This is a genomic window from Borrelia persica No12, assembly GCF_000500045.1.
Taxonomy (GTDB): domain Bacteria; phylum Spirochaetota; class Spirochaetia; order Borreliales; family Borreliaceae; genus Borrelia; species Borrelia persica.
Genome location: NZ_AYOT01000050.1, coordinates 1 through 19,366, shown reverse-complemented (window position 1 = coordinate 19,366; position 19,366 = coordinate 1). Strand labels below are relative to the sequence as shown.

Sequence of the window (19,366 nt, the reverse complement as noted above, 5' to 3'; positions counted from 1 at the left end):
AACAAGTACTGTCATTGTTATTACTGCCATTTTAAATAATATATAAATATTCTTGCATTGTTTTTAATTTGAAAAGGAGATATTAAAATATGAAGTTAATAGATTATGCTTTAATATTATTGTTATTATTGTTAACAATAATAACAATAATATTGGTAAGTTGTCAGCCTCAAAGTTCTGCTCCTGTAGGAGTGGACTCAGGTGATTTGTGGAGAAGGGATAATAGAGATCTGATAGAAGAGGTGAAATCAATTGATACATTACTTGATACATTTAATTTATCAGATGAACATAAGGAAGTAGCTAGGTATTTAAGAAAGGCATTAGTAGATACTGCTAAAACATATAGTAATGATACGTTTTATGATCTATTGTCTAAATTAGGTGCTGGTCAAGTTAAAACAATTGTGAACAATATGTTAGACAATCATCATTTGCGTTTGTTTTATCAAGCTAGCAAAATTATTGAAAATGTCCAAGATGAGGCTGTAAAAAAAACTTTAAATTATAAGTTAAAAGAGACGGAAGATAGATATTTAGGATTATTAAAAGATTATAGCGATATCAATCTTACTCTTGCTGAGATATATAGTAATCTTTCAGAGCATCGCAATGGCTTTAATTTTAAAGATATGAGTAGTAAATTAACTGAAGTGCAAGAACCTGAAGTACAAAGATCTGTCCAAGAAATAGTAAAAAAAATAGGACTAATTCAGGATTTGCAAAATACAGCTAGCTCAGATGAAATTCATAAAGTATTTACTGATTATGGTGCTTCTGAACCTGCTGATCAATATGGAATGCGTTCAGTATTTAGTGCCGTTACATATTTTCTTGATGGTAGTCATATTCATTATTCAGGGGATGATGCGTATTCTCAAGAACGTAGAAAATTAGTCTATTTAGCGTTTGATTATGATTTTGATGACCTTGTATTTTTTAGTGCTTTTTTTAACAAACTTATAGGTAATGTAAATGCGGGTTATTACTTTACTACTTCCTTAGGATTAGGTTTCGAATTTTTGAAAGTGTTTTCTAGTAGGTATTATTTATCTTCATTTAAAACACTGAGAGAAAAAAGAGATGATCTTGTTAAGCTAGATTATAATGATATAAATACACTGCATCAACAATTTGTTTTCCTTCAAGAAGGAAAGCAAAAATTAGTACAAATAAAAGATCAAATTCACAAAGATTATACTAAGAATGTAGGTCTCATTAGAACTAGTACTGGTATTCCTAATGCTCCAAATACATTGCATGAGTATTTAATAGATGAAACTCGTAGTTATGAGTCAAGAGTTCGTGATGCATTACGAAAAATACGTGATGCGGATACTAATATTATTAGGATCTTAAGTAAAATATAAATATTGTTAAATATTAAAGTAATTTTATAAACAACAGAATAAAAGAATATCTTTTTCTCTGTTGTTGTCTTTTATTTATGTTCTTGATCTTGAAATGCAAAGCAATGACATTACTTTAAAATCTCTTGCGACGAGTTTAGAATATTGCTTGGAGATTTTAGAGTATGGAAAAGTCAGAAAGGAAATTTGTATATTGAGAATTTGTTGAATGGGGATAAAAATTATTTGATAGGAAAGCGATCAAAGCTACATGCTGGATAATATACTATTTAAGATTATTGACATAATAAGTAAATTAATTAATAATAACTATTGTCAACATTTTTCATAATTTGTATTGTTTTGTCTTGAAAATTTGGATTAGGTGATATATAGTTACTGTATCAGCAATTGTGTAGTTTTATGCCAGTAGAGTGATGATGAATGAAAGTATTTTGACAGTAATGTTAATATTATAAGATAGAAAAGCAGATAGTGTTAATAAAATCAGAATTAAAAAATAAGTCTAAAATAAATAAAATGACTTTATATGCTCCAAGAGCATATAAAGCATTAAAACCTTTATCTATAGATAAACCACTAGAAATAAGGTCATATAATTTTGAAATGGCTGTTATGTATAAGAGAGTACCAATTAATGGTGATAACAATATAGAAGTAGGTGTGATAGAAGATGAAGAAGAAATTAGAAATAATTTTGGATATGGAGCTGGTGATCGTAGTTTAAAAGTAAAGGAAAACGAAGAAGGGATTACAGTTAATTGTGTGTATCAAAATACAGAAATTCTGGTTAATGATGATGATATTTCTGGAAGAGAAATTATAAAAATAAAAAAAGATGAGATAGATGAATTTAGAAAAGCAATGATTAATGGTGGAGACTTTAATTGTGTTATTTATAAAAATGATAATAAGGCGTGTGAGATGAAATTTGAAAGCAGAAAAAGGTAAGATTTCTTTGATTTTATGCAGAATATATTTTTTTAGATTTTACCTAATCTAGATTACTCATTTGTAATTGCTTAAGGGAACTTAAAAAGCATATTATTTTGGATTGAGAATCTAAAGTATTTATTGATTTGAATAGTGGGCAAAAATTTTTTGAAATTTTTGGCATTTTTGTAATATTTTGGAGATGTTTTATAATTATTTTGTTGTATAGTAAGTATAAAACTTAGTGTTGTTAAAATAGTAAATAAATATAATCAAGTTATTAACATTGTTTTAATTTTAAAAAGGAGATATTAAAATATGAAGATAAAAAATTTTATTTTAATGTTATTACTATTAGCAAGTTGCAATTTTAAAAAACAAAGTTTTGCTCCTACTCCTATAAAAGTGCATTCAAGTGGTGTTATAGAAAGAGGTAATAAAATTACAGTTAAATCAAGCTTAATTAAGGATTTGAAAAATATAGCTACTTCAGATAAAATTAACAGAGTATTTAAAGCTCATGATGCTTCTGAGCCTGATAATCAAGGTGGAATGAGTCAAGTCTTTTCTGTAATGCTATATTCAGTTACATATGAAGGAATGAGTCGTTTTGACTATGATTATAAAAATAATGAGAGAGATAGAAGATTGATTTATTTGGCTTTTGATTATGATTCTAATCACTTGAAATTATTTAGTATAATTTTGAACAAATTATTATCAGGCTTTGGAAAGCCTTATAATGCTTTAGATATAGCAACGTATGCTTTATTTCGGTTGGCAGTGTTTTCTAGAAAATATTACTTATCTTCATTTAAAACACTAAGGGAAAAAAAAGATAATCTTGTTAATCTAGAGATTGAGGACCTAGAAAAATTGAAACGATATTTTGAGTTACTTAACGAAGACGGAAAAGTTAAATTAGAAGAGATACAAGATGAGATAAGGGAAGATTATGTTAATGATGTGGGGCGTATTAGAACTGGTGGCGATGATGCTCAATTAGTATATAGCTATTTAACAGATATAACTCGTAATTATCAAATAAGAGCTGATAATGTATTACGAAAAATAGGTGATGCAGATACTAATATTATTAAGATCTTAAATAAAATATAAATATTATTTATTGCATTTGAAAGAATTATTATGAACAATGGAAGAAAAGAATATCTTCTCTTTGTCTATCTATTAATGATGTGGTGATAAAACTATTTAAATAGAATAATGAACAAATTTATGAGTTAAATTATGAAGAATTCTAATATTAAAATAATAAAAAATTGGAGACTGTTGTATAAGTTGACAATTGAAAAAGATAAGGGAAAGAGTCTAATATATTTTTTATATAATAGAAGAAAGATATCATTTATACTAATAACAATTAAACTAGTTTAATTGTTATTAGTATAAATGATATCTTTCTTCTATTATATAAAAAATATATTAGACTCTTTCCCTTATCTTTTTCAATTGTCAACTTATACAACAGTCTCCAATTTTTTATTATTTTAATATTAGAATTCTTCATAATTTAACTCATAAATTTGTTCATTATTCTATTTAAATAGTTTTATCACCACATCATTAATAGATAGACAAAGAGAAGATATTCTTTTCTTCCATTGTTCATAATAATTCTTTCAAATGCAATAAATAATATTTATATTTTATTTAAGATCTTAATAATATTAGTATCTGCATCACCTATTTTTCGTAATACATTATCAGCTCTTATTTGATAATTACGAGTTATATCTGTTAAATAGCTATATACTAATTGAGCATCATCGCCACCAGTTCTAATACGCCCCACATCATTAACATAATCTTCCCTTATCTCATCTTGTATCTCTTCTAATTTAACTTTTCCGTCTTCGTTAAGTAACTCAAAATATCGTTTCAATTTTTCTAGGTCCTCAATCTCTAGATTAACAAGATTATCTTTTTTTTCCCTTAGTGTTTTAAATGAAGATAAGTAATATTTTCTAGAAAACACTGCCAACCGAAATAAAGCATACGTTGCTATATCTAAAGCATTATAAGGCTTTCCAAAGCCTGATAATAATTTGTTCAAAATTATACTAAATAATTTCAAGTGATTAGAATCATAATCAAAAGCCAAATAAATCAATCTTCTATCTCTCTCATTATTTTTATAATCATAGTCAAAACGACTCATTCCTTCATATGTAACTGAATATAGCATTACAGAAAAGACTTGACTCATTCCACCTTGATTATCAGGCTCAGAAGCATCATGAGCTTTAAATACTCTGTTAATTTTATCTGAAGTAGCTATATTTTTCAAATCCTTAATTAAGCTTGATTTAACTGTAATTTTATTACCTCTTTCTATAACACCACTTGAATGCACTTTTATAGGAGTAGGAGCAAAACTTTGTTTTTTAAAATTGCAACTTGCTAATAGTAATAACATTAAAATAAAATTTTTTATCTTCATATTTTAATATCTCCTTTTTAAAATTAAAACAATGTTAATAACTTGATTATATTTATTTACTATTTTAACAACACTAAGTTTTATACTTACTATACAACAAAATAATTATAAAACATCTCCAAAATATTACAAAAATGCCAAAAATTTCAAAAAATTTTTGCCCACTATTCAAATCAATAAATACTTTAGATTCTCAATCCAAAATAATATGCTTTTTAAGTTCCCTTAAGCAATTACAAATGAGTAATCTAGATTAGGTAAAATCTAAAAAAATATATTCTGCATAAAATCAAAGAAATCTTACCTTTTTCTGCTTTCAAATTTCATCTCACACGCCTTATTATCATTTTTATAAATAACACAATTAAAGTCTCCACCATTAATCATTGCTTTTCTAAATTCATCTATCTCATCTTTTTTTATTTTTATAATTTCTCTTCCAGAAATATCATCATCATTAACCAGAATTTCTGTATTTTGATACACACAATTAACTGTAATCCCTTCTTCGTTTTCCTTTACTTTTAAACTACGATCACCAGCTCCATATCCAAAATTATTTCTAATTTCTTCTTCATCTTCTATCACACCTACTTCTATATTGTTATCACCATTAATTGGTACTCTCTTATACATAACAGCCATTTCAAAATTATATGACCTTATTTCTAGTGGTTTATCTATAGATAAAGGTTTTAATGCTTTATATGCTCTTGGAGCATATAAAGTCATTTTATTTATTTTAGACTTATTTTTTAATTCTGATTTTATTAACACTATCTGCTTTTCTATCTTATAATATTAACATTACTGTCAAAATACTTTCATTCATCATCACTCTACTGGCATAAAACTACACAATTGCTGATACAGTAACTATATATCACCTAATCCAAATTTTCAAGACAAAACAATACAAATTATGAAAAATGTTGACAATAGTTATTATTAATTAATTTACTTATTATGTCAATAATCTTAAATAGTATATTATCCAGCATGTAGCTTTGATCGCTTTCCTATCAAATAATTTTTATCCCCATTCAACAAATTCTCAATATACAAATTTCCTTTCTGACTTTTCCATACTCTAAAATCTCCAAGCAATATTCTAAACTCGTCGCAAGAGATTTTAAAGTAATGTCATTGCTTTGCATTTCAAGATCAAGAACATAAATAAAAGACAACAACAGAGAAAAAGATATTCTTTTATTCTGTTGTTTATAAAATTACTTTAATATTTAACAATATTTATATTTTACTTAAGATCCTAATAATATTAGTATCCGCATCACGTATTTTTCGTAATGCATCACGAACTCTTGACTCATAACTACGAGTTTCATCTATTAAATACTCATGCAATGTATTTGGAGCATTAGGAATACCAGTACTAGTTCTAATGAGACCTACATTCTTAGTATAATCTTTGTGAATTTGATCTTTTATTTGTACTAATTTTTGCTTTCCTTCTTGAAGGAAAACAAATTGTTGATGCAGTGTATTTATATCATTATAATCTAGCTTAACAAGATCATCTCTTTTTTCTCTCAGTGTTTTAAATGAAGATAAATAATACCTACTAGAAAACACTTTCAAAAATTCGAAACCTAATCCTAAGGAAGTAGTAAAGTAATAACCCGCATTTACATTACCTATAAGTTTGTTAAAAAAAGCACTAAAAAATACAAGGTCATCAAAATCATAATCAAACGCTAAATAGACTAATTTTCTACGTTCTTGAGAATACGCATCATCCCCTGAATAATGAATATGACTACCATCAAGAAAATATGTAACGGCACTAAATACTGAACGCATTCCATATTGATCAGCAGGTTCAGAAGCACCATAATCAGTAAATACTTTATGAATTTCATCTGAGCTAGCTGTATTTTGCAAATCCTGAATTAGTCCTATTTTTTTTACTATTTCTTGGACAGATCTTTGTACTTCAGGTTCTTGCACTTCAGTTAATTTACTACTCATATCTTTAAAATTAAAGCCATTGCGATGCTCTGAAAGATTACTATATATCTCAGCAAGAGTAAGATTGATATCGCTATAATCTTTTAATAATCCTAAATATCTATCTTCCGTCTCTTTTAACTTATAATTTAAAGTTTTTTTTACAGCCTCATCTTGGACATTTTCAATAATTTTGCTAGCTTGATAAAACAAACGCAAATGATGATTGTCTAACATATTGTTCACAATTGTTTTAACTTGACCAGCACCTAATTTAGACAATAGATCATAAAACGTATCATTACTATATGTTTTAGCAGTATCTACTAATGCCTTTCTTAAATACCTAGCTACTTCCTTATGTTCATCTGATAAATTAAATGTATCAAGTAATGTATCAATTGATTTCACCTCTTCTATCAGATCTCTATTATCCCTTCTCCACAAATCACCTGAGTCCACTCCTACAGGAGCAGAACTTTGAGGCTGACAACTTACCAATATTATTGTTATTATTGTTAACAATAATAACAATAATATTAAAGCATAATCTATTAACTTCATATTTTAATATCTCCTTTTCAAATTAAAAACAATGCAAGAATATTTATATATTATTTAAAATGGCAGTAATAACAATGACAGTACTTGTTTCGATTATTCTTTAAATAAATCAATTTAATCTTAGTTGTATAATATTTAGACCTAAATATGAATACAAAACAATCACATCTGTTTTTTATAATACAAAAAAGCAACTATACTGAACTTACCTCTTCTCCTGGATATTTATAGCTATAAACAATCAATGAAAAGCTTATAAAACACAAATATAATAAAACTTTATCTTCAAAAAATATTTCTCACACCATACAGACAAACCACCAATATTGCCTAATAAAATTTATTATCTTTAACCAACATTAATTAATTACTAAAATTAACTAATATTATATTAATATTATATGTTGATTATATTTGAAAATCAAGAATACAAAATAGTTTAAAAAAATCTATATGAGATATTGAATATTTTGATTATCATTTTCATTATTCTAATAACAGTTAAGTGAACTATTAAATTTACTAGACATACCAACATATAATTGTATATTCAAATATACAAAACAAAGTTATTATTTTGTCAAATAAATAATATTATTAAAATATGCTATACATTAATGCTCTTCAAATAATTTTATATTTTCTTAAACCTTTATTACTATCACTACACTCTAAAAGTTTTAAAACTATATAACTTCATATTATGCAATTCTTAATAACTTTGTTGACCTTAGAAATTTTAATTTTCACTGTCTGCTTAATAATTAAATTAAGTGCATCCAATACCTTATTAACAACCTCAACTGGACACAACCTCTTTTATTTTTTGAGCATCTTCACCATATACATAACAAAATCATATTAAGTTGTTACGATTGTTCCATCACAAGTTAATTTCAGCATAGGTTGCTTGAGAGTTTTGTTGACTATTTTTGTTTATATATATTATGAAATAGAAAAATATTTGCCTAACATCACAAACACTTGTGCTACAAAATACGACACAGCAAGAGTAGCAATAACCGTCAAAGATGAAACTAACTGTCCCTTAAATCCTAACTTGTTTTCAATTAAGCCTAGTCGACTCTCAATCAAAGTCAAATTGGATTTCATTTGTCCCAAATCACTCCTAACTCCATCTATCTTTTCATCAAGTTTATCCATTCTAATATCAAGTTTATCTACCCTAGCATCAAGCTTGTCTATCTTTGCATTAAGTCTAGTCTCTACTCCGTCTATCTTTGCATCAAGTCTAGTCTCTACTCCGTCTATCTTTGCATCAAGTCTAGTCTCTACTCCGTCTATCTTTGCATCAAGTTTATCTATTTTATCATTCATATCAATTTTGAGTATACTTATCTTATCATCTAAATAGTGAAAATTATCCATCATCCTATCTTGAAGAAGATCAAATTTTTCTTCAAGAACATAATAACTGATAATCTGCCCATCAAACGCCCCACTATGATATTCTTTTTTACCTCTCTCAGACCTAACCGAACTTTTAGATACTTGTTCATCATATACCTGCTCTTTTAATGCAACACTCATATTTAACCTCAACAAATTTTCTTTTTAATTTTTACTATATTTTACTTAATTATAACACACCAAATAAGTGCTCTATTGAAGATAAAAGAATAAAACCAACAACCGAAATTATTTATCTTATTCAGAGTGTAACACAAAAACGAAAATAAATTATGTTTTTGTGTACAAATAATATCACACAATAATATTCAAAAAAACAATTAATTTTTTCAATTGTTTTACTATTTTCACATATTTTTCTCATCAGCCATTCTAAATCCCATTCCATACTCTTTAGCTTTCAGTATACGCATAAGCTTCTAAGCATCCAACACATCACCCGAATAATTATAATTATTAATTACAACCTAAAGGAGAAACAACTAATCCTTCTTCACTACCATTCACTTTAGAAAATAGAGGCTTTCACAACACAAATAATTATCAAAAACACTAGCAAGCTTTCTCTTCACTCTATAATATTCTTTCGCATCTATATTAATTGTTCATTTCTACCTTCTACATTAGGTGAATTATCTTTACTATATTTAATATATCTAAGCAGTTTTTTTAGCTTTATATCTCTGATCTTCAATCTGAAATTGAGTTCAATATTCTATCACATAATATAATTATTTTAATATTCTAGAATTAACATTTATTGAATATTTTTTCTTTGTGATATTTATTTATGATAAATATATTGCTTACTACATATTTCAGTATATTGACTGTTTTATCAATACATAAAAATTGATGAATTATTAAAATACCAAGAACGCCTAAAACCTTAAAAGGTATATGTAACTACCATAAAAGCCACACCTCCTGCTATAACCGCATCTTATTTAGCAACAACAATATTATTGATTTGTATTTCAAGATCAAGAACACAAATAAAAGACAACAACAGAGAAAAAGATATTCTTTTATTCTGTTGTTTATAAAATTACTTTAAAATTTAACAATATTTATATTTTACTTAAGATCCTAATAATCTTAGTATCTGCACCACCTATTTTTCGTAATGCATCACGAACTCTTAACTCATAATTACGAGTTCTATCTATTAAATACTCATACAATGTCTCTGAAGTATTAGGAACACCAGTAATAGGGTGAACGTCACCTACATTCTTAGCATAATCTTTGTGAATTTGATCTTTTATTTGTACTAATTTTTGCTTTCCTTCTTTAAGGAAAACAAATTGTTTATGCAATATATTTATATCATTATGATCTAACTTAACAAGACTATCTATTTTTTCTCTCAGTGTTTTAAATGCAGATAAATAATAACTACTAGAAAACTCTTCCAAAAATTGGAAAACTAATCCTAAGAAAATAGTAGAGGAATAACTCACATCTTCATTATCTATAAGTTTGCTAAAAAATGCACCAAAGAATACAAAATTATAAGAATCATAATCAAAAGCTAAATAGACTAATTTTCTACGTTCTTGAGAATATGCATCATCCCCTGAATAATGAATATAACTACCATCAAGAAAATATGTAACGGCAACTAAATACTGAACGCATTCCATATTGATCAGCAGGTTCAGGAGCACCATAAGCAGTAAATATTTTATTAATTTCATGTGAACTAGCTGTATTTCGCAAATCCTGAATTAATCTTATTTTTCCTACTATTTCTTGGAAAGATCTTTGTCCTGCAGGTTCTTTCACTTCAGCTAATACACTACTCATATCTTGAAAATCAAGAGCCATCGCGATGCCCCAAAGGTTACCATATTTTTGCTTAAGAGTAAGATTGATACCGCTATAATCTTTTAATAATCCTAAATATCTATCTTCCCTTTCTCTTAACATATCATTTAAAGTTTGCTTTAAAGCCTCATCTTGGATATTTCCAATAGCTTCTTTAATTTTATTGATAAAATATAAATGATTTTCAAAAATATTGTTCACAATTGCTTTAACCCTATTATCACCTAATTCATTCAATAGAGCATAAAACTCAACATTAGTATATGTTTTAGCAGTATACACTAATGCCTTTCTTAAATATTCAGATGCTTCCTTCTGGTCAGAGCTTAGATTAAACTCATCAAGTAATTCAGCAATTGCTATTTTTAGACCTTCTTCAATTGCCTCTCTATCAATACTATCAAAATCAGAACCATCACAATGCCCCGAAAGGTTATCATATTTTTGATCAAGAGTAAGATTGACACCGCTATAATCTTTTAATAATCCTAAATATCTATCCTCCGTCTCTTTTAACCTACCATTTAAAGTTTGCTTTAAAGCCTCATCTTGAACATTTGCAACAGACAGTCTAGCTACAGTGATAAAATATAAATGATTTTCAAAAATATTGTTCATAATCGCTTTAACCCTACTATCACCTAATTCATTCAATAGAGCATAAAACTCAACATTAGTATATGTTTTAGCAGTATACACTAATGCCTTTCTTAAATATTCAGATGCTTCCTTCTGGTCAGAGCTTAGATTAAACTTACCAAGTAATTTAACAATTGACATTTTTGCTACTTCTTCAATTGCATCCTTACTAATACTATCAAAATCAGAACCATCACGATGCCCCGAAAGGTTATCATATTTTTGATCAAGAGTAAGATTGATACCACTATAATCTTTTAACAATCCTAAATATCTATCTTCCGCTTCTTTTAACCTATCATTTAAGGTTTTCTTCACAGCTTCATATTGGATATCTCCAACAGCTTCTTTAGTTTTATTGATAAAATATAAATGATTTGTAAAAATATTGTTCATAATTGCTTTAACTTTACTATCACCTAACTTAAACAATAAATCACAAAACTCATAATCAGTGTACATTTTAACAATATCAACTAAGACCTTTCTTAAATATTCAGCTGCTTCCTTCTGGTCAGAGCTTAGATTAAGCTTATCAAGTAATTTAACAATTGCTATTTTTGCTGCATCACTAGTAAAAACTTGCAAAGCAGAACCATCATTATATTTTATTATAAGCTTTTTATAATATTTCACATAAATTGTAATAACTACAAATCGAAATGAATTATTCGCTCTACTTGACAAAGTATTGTACATTTCATCTAAAGAGTAAGTATTACAAATTCTTCTTAAATGCTTTATATAGTTTATCTCTTCGCTTTGTAATCTTTTCTTAAGCTTATCTCTATTTGTCCAAGCATAATTCTCAAGGACTACCTCTGCTTCCCTTTTTGTATTTAATGTCCTCACAATCCCTGATAAAAATACTTTAAGCTTATCAATGCCCATTTCTAACATAAAAATAGAAAAGTTATCTTTCGTATGGGTTATAAACTTAAGATCATTTGGATTACACATTGTTAAAGAACTTTCAAAGAAAACCAAAGCATTTTTTTCATCATCATTGAGCTGTTCCATAATACTGCTATAATACTTTATAGAATCTACGATAATTCTAAATTGAGATGCATTGTCTGTTTTCCTTAATAAATTATTATACATTTCACCAAAAACACCACAAATGTTCTTTAAATGTTTCATATATTCTGTTTCTGCATCTTTTAATCTTTGTTCAAGAAATGATTTTCCCGACTTAGTATATTCTTTAAGATCATCTTTTGCTTTTTTATCTATCTTCAATATCGTTCCAATATCTGATAGAACTGTTTTTAGTCTATTAATATCACCTACTGCGTACCTTATAAGTCGATCATAGTTCCGTTTCGTTTGAATTGTAATTTTATGGTCATCCAATCCATTTGGATTAGGATCTATTGTAGATTTTTCAAGGAAAATTAAGGCATCTCTTTCTTCATTATTTAATTTCCCTATAATAGAATCATAATCTTTAATGCTCCTTATAATATTTTCAAATTTAGATGAACTATTTGTATTTTTTAATAAATTAGCATACATCTCCTCGAAAGAAGAAGTATTACAAGTGTCTTTTAAATGCTTCATGTATTCTGTTTCTGTATCTTTTAATCTTTGTTCAAGAACTGATTTTCCCAACTTAGTATACTCTTTAAGATCATCTTTTGCTTTTTTATCTATCTTCAATGTCGTTCCAATATCTGATAGAACTGTTTCTAGTCTACCAATATCATCTGCTGCATACAGTATAAGTCGATCATAGTTCCGTTTCGTTTGAATTATAATTTTATGGTCATCCAATCCATTTGGATTAGGATCTATTGTAGATTTTTCAAGGAAAATTAAGGCATCTCTTTCTCCATTATTTAATTCCCCTATAATAGAATCATAATCTTTAATGCTCCTTATAATACTTTTAAATTTAGATGAACTATTTGCATTTCCTAATAAATTAGCATACATTTCCTTAATAGAAGTAGTATCACAAATATTCTTTAAATGATTCATATATTCTCTTTCCGTATCTTCTAATTTTGGCACAAATATATTTTTCCCCGCTTGAGCATACATTGAAAGAGTTTCTTCTGCTATTTTTTTTGTACTTAATGTCAGTACTATCTGCAATAAAGCTGTTTTAAGTTTATCAATATCATCTGTATCCAATATGAAGCGCTTGTAGTTCCGTTTTGTTCTCATTATAATCCCATGGTCATCTGAATTACCTGAATTAGAGTTTGTTAAAGCATTTTCAAGAAAAGCTAAAGCATCTCTCTCTTCATTGCTTAATTGTTCCAAGATTGTACTAAAAATATTACAGTAACGATATGTTCCATTTATAACAGCCTCCAATAGGTACGTGTTATATTTTCCTCAAGTCAAATTAATATAAATATCATCAAAAAAATTAGTATTAAAAATACTTTTTAAAAATTTTCTATATCTTAATTTTTCATCCCCCAATATTTGTTCAATCATCTTTTTTTCTGATTCAGTATGTTTTTCAATAACTTCTGCTGCTGTTTTATTTACCTGTAATACTGTTACAATGCATGACAGAGCTATTTTTAGTTTATTAACATCATCTTTTGCATTCAATATAAAAAGATTGTAATTCTTTTTTGTCTCAATTATAATCTCATGATCATCTGGATAATCTGGATTAGAGGCTTCTACAGAATTTCTAAGGAAAATTAAAGCATCTCTTTCCTTATCACTCAATTGTTCTGCAATTTGATCATAACTAATATTATAAGAATATATCTCATCTGTAATACCCTTAAATTGGGATGCATAGATTGTTTCTTTCAATAAATTATTTTCCATTTCATCAACAGAAGAAGTATCACAAATGCTTTTTAAATATTTTACATAAGTTATCTCTGCATTCTTTAACTTTTGTATCAGTACATTTTTTTCTAGTCCATTGTAATTTGCAAGAGCCTCTTCTGCTATTTTCTTTGCCTGCAATGTCGCTACAATGCCTGATAAAGCCATCCTGAATCTATTTATTTTATCTGAATGTAATACAAACTTATAAAAAAAATAAAAAGTTTGTCTTGACCTAATTATAATCTCACGGTCATCTGGATTACCTGGATTAGGAGTTGCTATAGCATCTTCAAGAAAAGTTAAGGCACCTTTTTCATCGTCATCTAACTGTTCGACAATTTTACTATAAGTATCATTATAAGATTTTACCTTATCTTCAATCATTTTAAATTGAGGTGTATAGGTTCTTTTCCTCAATAAAAATAAATTATTTTCCATTTCATCAACAGAGGAAGTATTACAAATATTTTTCAAATACTTTACATAAGTTATCTCTGCATTCTTTAACTTTTGTACCAATATATTTTTTTCTGGTCCATTGTAATTTGCAAGAGCCTCTTCTGCTATTTTCTTTGCCTGCAATGTCGCTACAATGCCTGATACAGCCATCCTGAATCTATTTATTTTATCTGAATGTAATACAAACTTATAAAAAAAATAAAAAGTTTGTCTTGACCTAATTATAATCTCACGGTCATTTGGATTATCTGGATTAGGAGTTGCTATAGCATCTTCAAGAAAAGTTAAGGCACCTTTTTCATCATCATCTAACTGTTCGACAATCTTACTATAAGTATCATTATAAGATTTTATCTTCTCTTCAATAATTGCAAATTGGTATGCATAATTTGCTTTGCTTAATAAATTATTATTCATTTTCTCAACAAAGAAAGTACTATAAACGTTCTTTAAATACATTATATAAGTTGTTTCTGCTTCTTTTATTTCTTGCGTAAATAAAACTTTTCTTAGTCCATTGTACTTCATAAGAAGAAGTTCCACTACCTTTTTTGCATTTAATGTCGCTACAATACCTGATAAACCTGTTTTAATTTTTTCAATATCATCTATGCCTAGTATAAATCGATAAAAAGTTTGCTTTGTATGAATTACAAGCTTACAATCATCTGTGTCACTTGGATTAGAAGCTGTTATAAAGTCTTTAAGAAAAGCCAAAGCATCTCTCTCTGCATTACTTAGCTGGTTTACTATTCTATAATATTTGACATAATATATAATATCCTCAAATCGAGATGAATTATTCGTTTCTATAGATAAGTTATAGCATATCTGATCAAAAGAAGAACCAAAATTAAACACTGTTTTTAGATATTTTACATATATTATTTTTATCTTTTCTAATCTTTGTACAAGTATATCTCTACCTGGTCCATCATAAGATTCAACAGCTTTTTCTGCTACACTTTTTGCATTTAATGTTATTACAATATATGCTAATATCTTTTTGAGTCTATCAATACTTATGTATGCAATGATCTCATAAAAAGTTTTCCTTGAATACATTACATGCCTACCGTCTTCTGGATCATCTGGATTAGGATCTGTGACAGAGTTAGTCAAAAAAGTTAAAGCGGCTTTTTCTTCATTATTTAGGTTAGTCATTATATAATCTACTATTAACTTTATAATGACTAAAAAACTAGATGAATCACTTGTTTCCATTAACAAATCATCAGATAGAAAATCAAAAGCAACATAAGACACATAGACTCCTCTTAAATTCTCCGCATATCTCTTTTCTGCATCATTGAATTTGTGTATCAGTATATCTTTATCAGATCCACTATAATTTCTAAGAGCCTCCTCTACTACATCTCTTGCATATAATACTCCTATAATATAATTTAGAGCTTTTACTAATAGATTATTAGTGTCTAGATATGATATGAGACCATTAAACTCATGTTGTTCATAAGATCTTATATACAAAAACCAATGATATTTATCTGTCATTAGGGAAGTTTCAAGAAAAGTCAAAGCAACCTTTTCACGATCATCTAATTGTTCTTTTATAGTTTTTAATGTTTTTTCTTGTGACATAAATATTTTCCTTATATTTTAAATTCATATTTTTAACTTAATATGTTTAAATATATTTTAATATATTAAAAATTATAAGTAATAGAAAAACAATCATATTGTATATTAATAATTCCATAAAAATACAAAACTAATATCAAAATAAAAGAAATGCTTATTACCTTTATTTAAAGGTAAAGAAAATTGCAATTATATAGTGCCGCATATAATACATCACCAAATATACAATCAAAAAATAGTCAATATAAATAAAGTTGCAACTTGTCTGCATCAATACTTCAATAAAAATTAAATACTTATTATGTCATGAACTAAACTTAATATATGCACTATTAGAATAATGAACTGCATGTTTTAAAGTTTCCTTATAACAATATATAGCAAAGAAAATAACATTAAGCAAAATGACAAATAATAAGTTCATTGTGAAAGATAACGTTGCTATCTAACTCTTTTAATGAATAAGCAGAAAATATTGCAACGAATTCATCCAAATATCTACCTATATATTTAATTTTTTTGTTTAATAAAAAAGAAAACAATCTAGACATATTTTAAAAGATTGACTCCTACTCCCTCTAAACTTATCATTTATCCCATCACCATTATTAGTTCTTGCAGTAATACCATCTTCAGCTTTTTTATTATTCCCAACATCAGGATTGCCTCTGCCTTTAAGTACCACACTTAAAATTTTGCCAATCCCTTTCACTAACAGCATTAGGATTGTCTTAATGCTTCATACCAGGAGCAATTTTTCAAAAGACTTCTTTAGTTCCTTCTACAGTCTTTTAAATCTTTTAAAGCCATCTCCAACATCAAACTTCTTACTCTCAAAATTTCATCCTAATACACTCCCAACCATATCCTCAAAAAGCGTAAAATACTTAAAAATCATCCCTCACCACCAAGCCTATCAAAGACTTTAAAAATTTACTCTCAGAACTCTCTTCAACCATTGTTCCACTATTAATCCCATCATCAACACCATCACCATTACCATTACTATCTTTATCATCTTACTCATTCTTTTTACTTCTCCCATAACTTTTCCCTTCTCTACCTTCTATTATTCTTTTTTTACTTTCATTTGTTCCTTAACCCCTTGTGATCTTTTTATTAAATATAAAAAGATCAGTGAAACAAAAATAAAATTTTTCAGTACTCTTAATCACAACTTCAATTAATTCTTCATAAAAATACTAATAACAGCTTTCATTACAATAAATAACTAATTCAATTGATCAGTATCCTCTAAGTAATAAACTTCAATCTAACTTAAAATTACCCCCCCCATTATTATATTCCATCATTAATACCAACATTATTATCACACTCTTTTTTATTGCACTTATTTTGCTTTTTTTCTTATTTATCACCCAACAAAAAAGAAGTCTACCTAGACTTACCTCTAAGCTTACCTTCTACTCTTATTAATAAATAATCTAAATTTATTCTTTATCTTACTTTTATTACCACTCGGTCATAAAACTGATTCTTGTGACCCTCTTGCTTCATTCATTTTTTGTTTCGCCATTCCAATAACACTATCTACTGTTTTCTTAATTATTTCTTCTACTGCTTCAATAACTTATTTACTGCAGTTATTCCTACCTTTGTACTTATCCTCTTTCTCCTTCTTAAACCCTAGAGTTTACCCCTCTTGCTGATAGTTTACTTGTCTTTAATAACGAAAACGTAACGCTATACCTCCTGCTACTACTGCTACTTTTGGTACATCAGAATTTACTAGGTAAATAGCTGTTCCTATTCTTACAAAACTCACTGCAGTTATTGAGCCATCTAAATTATTTTACAGTTCTGAATCACTTTCCCCTGATTTAACAAATTTCCTCGCCCCACTTACTGCCGTTAACATTATTGCTGCCTTAGATACATCTACTGCTGCTCTCCTTGTGATCTTTATAGACAATACCTTAGCTACTTCTTTATTAGATACACTACCTATTGATAATATTGCAGACCCTGATTATATCCTGATTCTAATGCTTTAACACCTACACTTGTTGCCAATTTCACTTTTATCTCAATGCATTATTTACTAATTTTTATCGATCATTATTCATTATTGTCCACTAACATGCTGCCTATGCTACCTTATCTTTTTGTTTAATTGTAGCTAATGCTTCATTTATCTCCTTTAAACCACTATCAACAGTATTTCTCATTGCTATTCTTAATATACTTAATATTTTATTTACTACACTTGATACTACTGACTTTATTTCTTTGCCCACCAAGCAATTTACCAACTAATTTTTTCTCATTTTCTAATGTCTCAGTAAATTTTGGACTTTCCTAATTACCCCCCATTGTCCTAATTCCTCTAAATAGAAAATTAACACCTTATAAATACAAAGGAACAGCATCTTGGTTTTCAACAGTATTTTTCATAACATCACAAACTCTAACACCATCAACAGCAATTCTTATCCTTATTCAATTTTTTCTATCAATGTATCAAATTTCTTTTTAACTTTGAATAGTTTTTATTCCTCAACCTTGAGTTTAAAGCATCTGTAACCATATCGCCAAAAATAACAAAACGTAAAAAAATACGTCTCTTAATTAGCAATAGAATCAAAAAACTTCACTCTTAGATATCCTCTCCCCCATTATTACATTTCATCATCACTAAAGAAAAATACAAACAAAGCAAACAAATTAATCAAAGTTTGATTACTCTAGCATAAAAAGCTTGTCCCTTTCATTATTTTTCCATAAAGCCTAGTCTAAGTTCCATATATCTTTGCATCAAAAGCCTAATCTCAATTCTATCTATCTAGTCATTCACTTCAATTTTAAATATACCTGTTTTATTATCAAAATAATACAAATTACGATAATCTTTTTTTGACTATATCTAAACCTAACTGATTATTCATCAACCATTTGTTCCTTCATTGAAACACCCATATTGAATCCAAATGCAACTCTTTATACTCTATTCTCTACATTTTCACCAATTCGCTAATATAATAAACAAGTAAGACCAACAATCAAAATTGTTATCTTATTCAGAGTTTACACAATTAAACAATAATAAAAAAACTCTAACACTCATTTTTACAGCTTATTTCTATCAAGTTTACAAAGCAAAAATTATATATATAAAAAAAATCACCTTGACACCAAACCTAGTCAAGAGTGAAATTTTTATATATAATAAAAGAAATAACAATCCAAAGACATACCAAAATTTAAACTTTGGATTAAAAGGAGTTACCCTATGCATATAACAACAAATAAAACAATCAATAGGATAAAACCTATGAATATA

At 27.4% G+C, this 19,366-nt stretch carries 12 protein-coding genes; 3 read left to right on the top strand and 9 right to left on the bottom strand.

Features of this window, described 5'->3' with window-relative positions; genetic code table 11:
• Positions 1-89 precede the first annotated feature (89 nt).
• The 3 genes from U881_RS0100985 (at position 90) to U881_RS0100975 (ending at position 3,422) form a co-directional block, all read left to right on the top strand.
• Positions 90-1,370: a BTA121 domain-containing protein surface lipoprotein gene (locus tag U881_RS0100985; protein ID WP_024652970.1), complete on the top strand. Its 1,281-nt coding sequence runs from the start codon at positions 90-92 to the stop codon at positions 1,368-1,370.
• Between the two features lie 474 nt (positions 1,371-1,844).
• Positions 1,845-2,321 carry a hypothetical protein gene (locus tag U881_RS0100980; protein WP_024652971.1) on the top strand — a complete coding sequence of 159 codons (477 nt, stop codon included), beginning with the start codon at positions 1,845-1,847 and terminating at the stop codon, positions 2,319-2,321.
• A gap of 300 nt (positions 2,322-2,621) precedes the next feature.
• A complete protein-coding gene (locus U881_RS0100975; protein ID WP_024652972.1) occupies positions 2,622-3,422 on the top strand; it encodes a CRASP family complement regulator-acquiring lipoprotein in 801 nt (266 codons plus the stop codon).
• 544 nt (positions 3,423-3,966) lie between these two features.
• On the opposite strand, the gene U881_RS0100960 is transcribed toward U881_RS0100975, so the two are convergent.
• From U881_RS0100960 to U881_RS12500, 9 genes are all read right to left on the bottom strand, one after another.
• Complete coding sequence (locus U881_RS0100960) at positions 3,967-4,767, bottom strand: CRASP family complement regulator-acquiring lipoprotein (RefSeq protein ID WP_024652972.1); 801 nt, start codon at positions 4,765-4,767, stop codon at positions 3,967-3,969.
• Between the two features lie 300 nt (positions 4,768-5,067).
• Complete coding sequence (locus U881_RS0100955; RefSeq protein ID WP_024652971.1) at positions 5,068-5,544, bottom strand: hypothetical protein; 477 nt, start codon at positions 5,542-5,544, stop codon at positions 5,068-5,070.
• A gap of 474 nt (positions 5,545-6,018) precedes the next feature.
• Complete coding sequence (locus U881_RS0100950; RefSeq protein WP_024652970.1) at positions 6,019-7,299, bottom strand: BTA121 domain-containing protein surface lipoprotein; 1,281 nt, start codon at positions 7,297-7,299, stop codon at positions 6,019-6,021.
• Positions 7,300-8,244: 945 nt separating this feature from the next.
• Complete coding sequence (locus tag U881_RS0100945) at positions 8,245-8,850, bottom strand: hypothetical protein (protein WP_024652969.1); 606 nt, start codon at positions 8,848-8,850, stop codon at positions 8,245-8,247.
• 950 nt (positions 8,851-9,800) lie between these two features.
• Positions 9,801-10,376 (bottom strand): CRASP family complement regulator-acquiring lipoprotein, encoded by a 576-nt coding sequence (locus tag U881_RS0100940; RefSeq protein WP_024652968.1) that lies wholly within the window; start codon positions 10,374-10,376, stop codon positions 9,801-9,803.
• The gene (locus U881_RS0100935) at positions 10,333-13,524 is read right to left on the bottom strand and encodes a BTA121 domain-containing protein surface lipoprotein (RefSeq protein WP_024652967.1); all 3,192 of its coding nucleotides are present in this window, start codon (positions 13,522-13,524) and stop codon (positions 10,333-10,335) included. The genes U881_RS0100940 and U881_RS0100935 overlap by 44 nt, the downstream gene beginning before the upstream one ends.
• Positions 13,525-13,545: 21 nt before the next feature.
• Entirely contained in the window at positions 13,546-16,065 is a 2,520-nt protein-coding gene (locus U881_RS0100930) for a BTA121 domain-containing protein surface lipoprotein (RefSeq protein WP_024652966.1), read from the bottom strand.
• Positions 16,066-16,588: 523 nt separating this feature from the next.
• Entirely contained in the window at positions 16,589-16,786 is a 198-nt protein-coding gene (locus U881_RS0100920; protein ID WP_024652965.1) for a hypothetical protein, read from the bottom strand.
• A gap of 1,387 nt (positions 16,787-18,173) precedes the next feature.
• A complete protein-coding gene (locus U881_RS12500; protein WP_160164759.1) occupies positions 18,174-18,338 on the bottom strand; it encodes a variable large family protein in 165 nt (54 codons plus the stop codon).
• Positions 18,339-19,366: the final 1,028 nt, after the last annotated feature.